Genomic DNA, 8,008 nt, shown 5'->3' on the forward strand with positions numbered 1-8,008 from the left:
GGCCGAGGCGGTCCAGCGCCTGCTCGGCGCGGGCCGGGGTCCGGCCCCACAGCACGACGCCGGCGGCGGTCTCGCAGACGACGCCGAGGCCGCTGCCGGTGGACATCCCGGCACCGAGCCAGTGGACGACACCGCTGGGTGGCACGAGGTCAGTCACCGACGAGCTCCTTCTTCGCGGAGTGGAAACTGGCCAGCGTGGTGTCCCACGCCGACTCCGGCTGCCCGATCGACGGGAGCAGCGGCGCCAGCTGCGCCGAGAAGTCCACACTGGACTCGAAGGGGAGCAGCGATGGCAGGTTGTCGATCGCGATGAGGTCGAGCGGTGGGGCGTCCCACAGCCTGCGTACCGGCCGCGCCCAGCTCGTGGTCGAGTCGTAGATCGGCAGCACGTTGTAGGCGCCGCCGACGTCACAGCTCACGTCCGAGATCGTGGCCAGCCGCCGTGCCGGGTCGGCCACGTCGGTCTCCTCGACGAACGGCTGGACAGGGCCGGTCGCGAGCACCGCGTTGACGAGCACGTCGTGCGCGAGCAGGGCACCCTTGTCCAGCTCGCGGGTCTCCTCGAGGTCCCAGCACGTCGGCGCCACCCCGGCCACGGCGAGCGCGTCCCGCGCACCCCGCCCGGACCGGCCAAGCGCACCCGTCACGAGCGTGGCCGGTGCACCGGTGCCCGCCACCTTCGTCAGCGCGGCGTCGAGCTCGTCCCGGCTGAACCCGGTCAGCGGCGCGGAAAGGGTGCCCGACGCGTGCAGGACGGCGAGCGCCGCGCCGAGATAGCCTGCCCAGTACCCGAACGCGGCCAGCCGCCTGCCCGTGCCGTCGACCAGGTACTCGAGGTCGAGCAGTGTCCCGCCCCCGTCGCGGAACCGGCGCAACAGCCGCTCCGCGCCCGGCTGCTTCTTGAACGCGTGCCCGAAGAAGACGTGGGTGTGCCGAAGGGTGGCCGGCTCGTCCGGCAGCTCCTTGAGCCCCAGCACGATCGCGTCGTCCGGCGCGCCGACCCACGAGCCCTCCTCGACCACGCGACAGCCGGCCGCCTCGTACTCGCTGACCGGGAAACACCGCCGGGGCGAGTTCTCCACGGCCACCGTGACACCGGCCGCCACCAGGCGGCGCGCGTCGTCGGGCACGAGCGGGGAACGCCGCTCGGTCGAGCGGGCCTCGGCCCGCAACCACACGGATGTCTCGTTCACACGCAGTTGACCTCCCGCCGGTGGGCGTCTTGTTCGAATCGCCGGGCGTCCAGGGGGACACGTCGACCAATGGCCTACGTCCAAGGTAGAGGTCGGCGATCACCTGGCCGACGGCCGGGCCCTGCAGGAACCCGTGACCGGAGAACCAGGCTTTGCGTGCCGTCCTGCTCGGCGCGGTGGCGGCGACGTTTCCCTCGGCGTTCGGCGGGTCCTCACCTCACGACCGGCCATCCGCCTGGGGGCAAGGTCGGCCTGAGCTGTCCACATGAGAGAGAGGAGAGCGCAGGCCCGTCGGCCGCCACTTTCAGAGGGCCTGCGCGTGCAGGCATGCTGCCGCGGCTCTAACCTCACGTGAGAGCAGAAGCTGACGATGGTCCGTCGGAGTTGGCGCGGTCCGGAAGGTAAGGGTGGGTTCGCGGTGAGCACTCGGTTCGAGGAGATCGACTGGCGGCCGACGCCGATGGGCGAACTCACGCTCCGCCGCCGGTGGGATCCGTCCACGGAAAAGGACGTCTACGAGATCAAGCTCGGCGACGAGTTCCTGATGTCGAGCCTGTTCACCGTTGCCGAGGAGGAACTGGCCAGGCGTGCACTCGCGGACCTGCCCGGCACCGAACTGGACGTGGCCGTTGGCGGGCTCGGGCTCGGCTACACCGCGAACGCTGTCCTGGACGAGCCCCGTGTGCGGTCGCTGGTGGTGATCGACGCGCTCGCCGAGGTCATCGAGTGGCACGAACGGGGCGCGATTCCACTGGGCGAGCGACTGACCGCCGACCCGCGGTGTGCGACGGTGCACGGCGACTTCTTCGCGCTGGTGCGTTCACCGAGTCTGGACCCGGCGGTGCCGGGCCGCCGGTTTCATGCCGTTCTCGTCGACATCGACCACTCCCCACGGCACCTGCTGCACCCCGGCCACGCCGCGTTCTACCGACCGGAAGGACTGCGTCGGGTGCTCGACCACCTGCACCCGGGTGGGGTCTTCGCCCTGTGGTCCAACGATCCACCCGACCCGGAGTTCACCTCGGCGCTGGAGACCTGCTTCCCCGCCGTGCGTGCCGACGTGATCACCTTCGCCAACCCGCTCCAGGGCCGGGACGCGACCGCCACCGTCTACCTGGCGAACGGGCGCTGACTGGTGGAGATGGCCGAAAGTGCCCGCCGCCATACCGCGCGCGCCGCCGGGGCGTCGACTACCTGACGCAGCCGCGCGCCGGCCGATCCGGCCACCGCGCCATCGGATAGGTCCACAATGGACATTGTGGTCGCGCTGTCAGCTTGGGCGGTGCCGGTCGATGCCGAGGTGTCAAGAAAACGTTGGGTAACAAATGCTGTCCGGCTTGATGAATGACCGTGTTCCGGCTCAGGGAACGCGGGACAGGACCAGCCGACCGTCGCTTGACGTCCAGTATGGACTGAGCTATCGGGGGATGATGGCTCATCATCTGATCGGAGCAGTGGGTTACGGCGAAGCTCATCCCACGTGGCGGATCGATGCGTGAGGCCGTGCGGGTATGGGGTCTCTCGCGGAACCAATAGGGTTAGAGTTACTTTCACATTTTGAAGGGCGTGGCGGGCATTGCCGGGGGCATGAATGAAGTTGCGGCTGCTTGGTCCGCTCGAACTCGTGGTCGGCCGGAGGTCGGTGAACATCGGCGGCCCCCGGCAGCGGGTGGTGCTGGCCATGCTCGCGCTCAACGTGAACCGGGTGACGCCCATCGACTCGCTGGTCGACGCGCTGTGGGACGAGGAGCCGCCGTCGACGGCACGTGCCCAGATCCAGACCTGCATCTACGGTCTGCGCAAGCTGTTCGCCCACGACGCCGGTCTTCCGGAGGCCATTCAGACCAAGCCGCCCGGCTATCTGCTCGAACTGCCCACCGCCGACCTGGACAGTCAGGAGTTCACCGCGCTGGTCGCCGAAGGGCGGGCGCAGGCACGCAAGAGGTTGCACGAGGACGCCGCCAGGACGCTGCGCGCGGCGCTGGCGCTGTGGCGCGGGCCGATGCTGGCCGACATCAGCAGCGATCTGGTGCAGCGCGGCGCGGCCTCGTTCGAGGACGGGCGGGTCGCCGCGATCGAGGAGCGGGTGCGGCTCGACCTCGCCCTCGGCAGGCACGAGACGGTGATCAGCGAGCTGGCCGCCCTGGTCGAGGAGCACCCGTACAACGAGCCGCTGGCGGAGCTGCGGATGATCGCGCTCTACCGCTGCGGCAGGCAGGCCGACGCGCTCGACGCGGCCAGGCGGACCAGGGCCGTCCTGTCCGAGGAACTCGGCATCGAGCCGGGGAACAAGCTGAGCAAGCTCGAGACCGCGATCCTCAACCGCGACCCGACGCTGGACTACACCCCGCCGGTACCCGCGGCGGCGAAGGCGCCCGCGCAACTCCCGCAGGAGAGCGCGCAGCGGGGGCACGCCGACCGGGTGCCGGCGCCGAGGCAGCTGCCCGCCAGCATCGCCGACTTCACCGGCCGCGAGGAGCAGATCGAGGCGATCAAGGCGACCATCGCCCCCGAGGGCGACCAGGGCGCCTACGCGGTGCGGATCGTGGGCATCTCCGGCAAGGGCGGGGTCGGCAAGTCGAGCCTGGCGGTGCGGGTGGCGCACGAGCTGCGCGAGCAGTTCCCCGACGGGCAGCTCTACGGCGACCTGCAGAACCACTCGGGAATGGACGATCCGTCGGCGGCGTTGCTCGCGCGTTTCCTCCGTTCGCTCGGGGTCAACGGCGCGGCCGTGCCGGAGGACCCGCAGGAGCGGGCCGAGATGTACCGGAGCCTGCTCGCCGACAAGCGGGTGCTGGTGGTGCTGGACGACGTCACCAGTGAGGTGGATGTGGTGCCGCTGCTGCCGGGCAGCGCGACGTGCGCGGTGATCGCGACGAGCCGGATGCGCCTGCCGGGGCTGTTCGGCGCGCGGTGGTTCGACATCGACGTGCTCGACACCGAGGCGTCGACCGGCCTGCTCGCGAAGATCATCGGTCCTCGGCGGGTGGCCGCCGAGACCGGCTCGGTCGAGGAACTGGTCGCGCTGTGCGGCGGACTGCCGCTGGCGCTGCGGATCGCGGGCGCCCGGCTGGAGTCCCGGCCGCACTGGCGGGTGGCCGCGCTGGTCGCCCGGCTGCAGGACGAGGTCGGCAGGCTCGACGAGTTCACCTACCGCGGTTACGGCCTGCGCTTCAACATCGACCTGACCTACCGCAGCCTGCCGGAGCGGGCCAAGCGCCTGCTGCGGCTGTTCGCGGTGGTGCGGGCGGCGGACTTCCCGGCGTGGATGGCGGCCGCGCTGCTCGGCACCGACCTGATCGACGCAGAGGACGTGCTGGAGCAGCTGGTCGAGGCCCAGTTGCTCGACGTGGTGGACATTCCAGGAGAGCGGCTGCGCTACCGGTTCCACAGCCTGATCAGGATCTACGCGGGGGAGCTGCTCACCGCGACCGAGAGCGCGGAGGAGCGGTCGGCGGCGCTGGAGCGGGTGATCGGCGGGTGGCTCGCCCTCGCGGAGGACGCGCACCGTGACGAGTACGGCGGCGACTACACGATCCTGCACGGGACCGCGCCGAGGTGGCGTCCCCCCGGCCGGGTGCGCCGCGACCGGTCGACGAATCCGATGGCGTGGTGGGATTCCGAGCGGGCGGGCCTGGTCGAGGCGGTCCGCCAGGCCGCGGCGACCGGGCTGGACGAGCTGTGCTGGGACCTTGCGCTGACGTCGATCACGTTGTTCGAGGTCAAGGGCTACTACGACTACTGGCGCGAGACCGCGACGCTCGGCCTCGATGTGACCAGGCGAGCGGAGAACCGGCGCGGCTACGCGGTGATGCTCTACTCGCTTGGCACGCTGAACCTGGCGCAGAAGCGGCTGGCCGACGCGGACAAGTGCTTCGCCGAGGCGCTGGAGATCTTCTCCGAGGTCGGCGACGGCCACGGCAGGGCGCTGGTGCTGCGCAACTCCGCCATCATCGACAGCCTGCACGGCGACTCGGCGACGATGCTGGAGAAGTACACCGAGTCGCTGGCGTTGCTGCGCGAGTGTGGCGACCGCATGGGCGAGGCGCAGGTGCTGCGCAGCGTGGCGGAGTTCCGGGGGAACGAGGGGGACGGGGCACTCGCGGCGGAGCTGCTCGACAGCGCGCTGTCGATCTGCCGTGAGGTCGGGTGCCTGCGGGGCGAGGCACAGGTGCTGTACCGGTTCGCGAACCTGCGCCTTGAGTCGGGTGCGTTGGTGGACGCGCAGCGGGACCTGTCCAGGGTGCGCGACATCGTGCACCAGATCGGCGACCGGATGGGGGAGGCGTACGCCCAGTACGGGCTCGGGATCGCGCTGTACCGGGAGGGCAGGGCCGAGGAGGCGGAGACCGCGTTGCACGCGGCGCTGGACCTGGCTCTGCTGCTGGGGGAGCGGCTGGTGGAGGGGCAGTCGCTGTACGTTCTCGGCGAGATCAGCCTCGGCCGGGGCGACCACGAGACCGGGGCGCTGCATCTGGCCGCGGCCGGGGTGGTCTTCGCGGATCTCGGATCGGCGCTCTGGCACGCCAAGACGTTGATCCTGCAGTCGGGGATGTACGCGGGGATGGGGGCGCCTGCCGAGGCAGGCGAGCGGGCGGATCGCGCCAGGACCCTGTTGGGTGGCCTGGATTCCCAGGAGGCCACCCGTTTGCTGTCGCAGCTCGACGCTGGGTGAGGTTCCCCGGTCACCAGTGCATGTCGTCGGTGAGATCGCCGGTGAGGCCGTCGGTGATGTCGGTGACGGTGTCCGTGACCTGTTCCACGGTCGGGCAGACCACCCAGTGCATGTCGTCCGTGCAGACACCGTCCGCCGACACGGTGGCGCCGCCGGAGGCGGTGAGTAAGACGACGGTGGCGATGCCCGCGATGCCGGCGGCGGTCGAGGCGGCGACCTTGGTGGCGAGCTTCGAGACCCTGTTCATGTCCACTCCCTGAGTGCTGGTGTCCGTTGCTGACGCCAAGTTGGCCAACGGCTCTCCTCGGTCGCTCTCAACGGACCGGTAGAGCCTTGGTAGAGCCGGTGGCGACTCTTCGTCCTGACCGCATCGCGCACACGTCAGGGGACGCAGATGGCCACACCGTTGATCCAGCTCAGCGGGCGGGACACGGCAGTCGCCCTCGGTGGCGTCGCCGCGGCGGACCTCGTCGGCGAGGAGCTCCTCGGCACGGACCGGTGCGACGGCGCGCGCCTGGTGCCCGGGTACGAGGACCCCGAGCTGGTGGTGCTCGAGGACGCGCACCACAGGGCACGGTGTGTGTTCCCGGCCGCCGGTCTGCGGGACTGCCGAGCGGCCGCCCTCACCGCGCTGGCCGCGCGTGAGCTGACCGCGGCCACCGGTCCCATGACGGTGGTGCTGGTGGGTTCGTGGTCCGGTCGCGACCCGCTGCTCGTGCTACTGGTCCACCAGTTCCCCCGGGTGGACCGCATCGCGCTGTGCCCGTCCAGCGCGGCCCGCGGCGCGCCTGCCGACCCCGCCCTGGTGGCCGCCGTCGACCTGTCGGGAGTGGCCCTTTCCGTCGTCGACGACGTGCGGAGCGCGGTGCGGGGCGCCGCGCTCGTGGTGGTCGGCGGCCCCGGCGACGCGTTGCTCACCGCCGACGCGCTGGACCCCGGTGCGCTGGTGGTCGACGTCAGCGGGGACGCCGTGGCCTGCGCCGTCGCGGCGGACCAGGTCTACGTGGACGACGCCAGGCTCGCGGGTGACCGGGTGGTCGACGCCGAGCTCGGCCAGGTGCTGCGCGGCGAACATCCCGGCCGCAAGGGTGACGAACAGGTCCTGCTGGTGGAGCTGCTCACCGCGGGCGCCCCGACACCAGCGCTCGCCCGGTCGCTGCACGAGTCCGCCGTGGCAAGGGGACGCGGCGTCTGGCTGGCCCCCTGATGCCGGCCCCACCCGCTTCCGTTACCCCGTCCGGTTCATCGCGAGGTCCGCTTTCGACGCTTCCCTCGCTCCCGAGAGTGGAAAGTGAGAGTCCCATGGTCGACAGACGTACCGAGTTATCCCAGCTCCGCGGCGTGTTGGCGGAGTGTGCCTCGGGTGGGGGCGCGACGGTGCTGGTGACCGGTGGGCTCGCCAGCGGCAAGAGCACGCTACTGGCCGCGTTCGCGGACGTGGCGGCGGAACAGGGCGCGGTCCTGCTCACCGCGACCGGCACGAGGCTGGAACAGAGCGTGCGGATGGGCGTGGTGTGGCAGCTGCTCGGCAGCGCCCCATTGCCCGCCGGTGTGCCGGAGCGCGTGGCAGGCCTGATCGACGGCGACGGCGACAGCGACGGGGTGGCGGCCGGTGTCCGTGCCGCGCACGGTCTCTGCGGTGTCCTGCTCGGCCTTGCCGAGGACGCCCCGCTGGTCGTCGTCGTGGACGACCTCCAGTTCGCCGACGACGCGACCCTTCAGGTGCTGACGACGCTGCGCCGCCGCGCCCGCGCCGCGCGGGTCATGCTCGTGCTCGGCGAGTGGGACCGGCCCGGGATGGCCCGGTCGCTGGCGGTGGCCGAGCTGACCAGGGCGGCCACCGTCGAGGTGCGGCTCGGTCCGCTGTCCGAGGCTGCCGTCGCCAGGGTCGCGGCCGGTGTGCTGGAGCCGAAGGCCGCCGCACTGCTCACCCCCGCACTGCACGCGTTGAGCGGCGGAAGCCCGGCGCTGGTGCACGCGCTGGTCGCCGACTGCCGGGAGCTGGGCCCGGACGCGGACCGGCCGGTGCCGGGCACCGCGTTCCGGCGGGCCGTCCTGGACTGCCTGCACCGTTGGGACCCGGACGTCCTGCGGGTGGCGGGCGGGCTCGCCGTGCTGGGCGGGCACGCCGGCGCCGAGC

6 protein-coding genes are annotated in these 8,008 nt (G+C 71.6%); 4 read left to right on the plus strand and 2 right to left on the minus strand.

Translation table 11 applies throughout. The annotated features are described in order from the left end of the window. Positions 1-149 precede the first annotated feature (149 nt). Entirely contained in the window at positions 150-1,193 is a 1,044-nt protein-coding gene (locus tag WBA97_RS20105) for a saccharopine dehydrogenase (RefSeq protein WP_424232408.1), read from the minus strand. A gap of 418 nt (positions 1,194-1,611) precedes the next feature. Between WBA97_RS20105 and WBA97_RS20110 the strand changes: the two genes are divergently transcribed. Then, complete coding sequence (locus WBA97_RS20110; protein WP_424232410.1) at positions 1,612-2,325, plus strand: spermidine synthase; 714 nt, start codon at positions 1,612-1,614, stop codon at positions 2,323-2,325. A gap of 459 nt (positions 2,326-2,784) precedes the next feature. Beyond that, positions 2,785-5,868, plus strand: a complete 3,084-nt coding sequence (locus WBA97_RS20115; RefSeq protein ID WP_424232411.1) for an AfsR/SARP family transcriptional regulator — start codon at positions 2,785-2,787, stop codon at positions 5,866-5,868. Positions 5,869-5,878: 10 nt separating this feature from the next. Here WBA97_RS20115 and WBA97_RS20120 read toward each other — a convergent pair whose 3' ends face one another. Next, positions 5,879-6,115 (minus strand): hypothetical protein, encoded by a 237-nt coding sequence (locus WBA97_RS20120; protein WP_424232412.1) that lies wholly within the window; start codon positions 6,113-6,115, stop codon positions 5,879-5,881. A gap of 147 nt (positions 6,116-6,262) precedes the next feature. On the opposite strand from WBA97_RS20120, the gene WBA97_RS20125 reads away from it, so the two are divergent. Continuing rightward, positions 6,263-7,075 carry a hypothetical protein gene (locus tag WBA97_RS20125; RefSeq protein ID WP_424232413.1) on the plus strand — a complete coding sequence of 271 codons (813 nt, stop codon included), beginning with the start codon at positions 6,263-6,265 and terminating at the stop codon, positions 7,073-7,075. A gap of 95 nt (positions 7,076-7,170) precedes the next feature. Beyond that, a partial coding sequence (locus WBA97_RS20130; RefSeq protein ID WP_424232414.1) for an ATP-binding protein occupies positions 7,171-8,008 on the plus strand: 838 nt, incomplete at its 3' end.

This window comes from Actinophytocola sp. (assembly GCF_049647105.1).
Classification (GTDB): Bacteria; Actinomycetota; Actinomycetes; order Mycobacteriales; family Pseudonocardiaceae; genus Actinophytocola.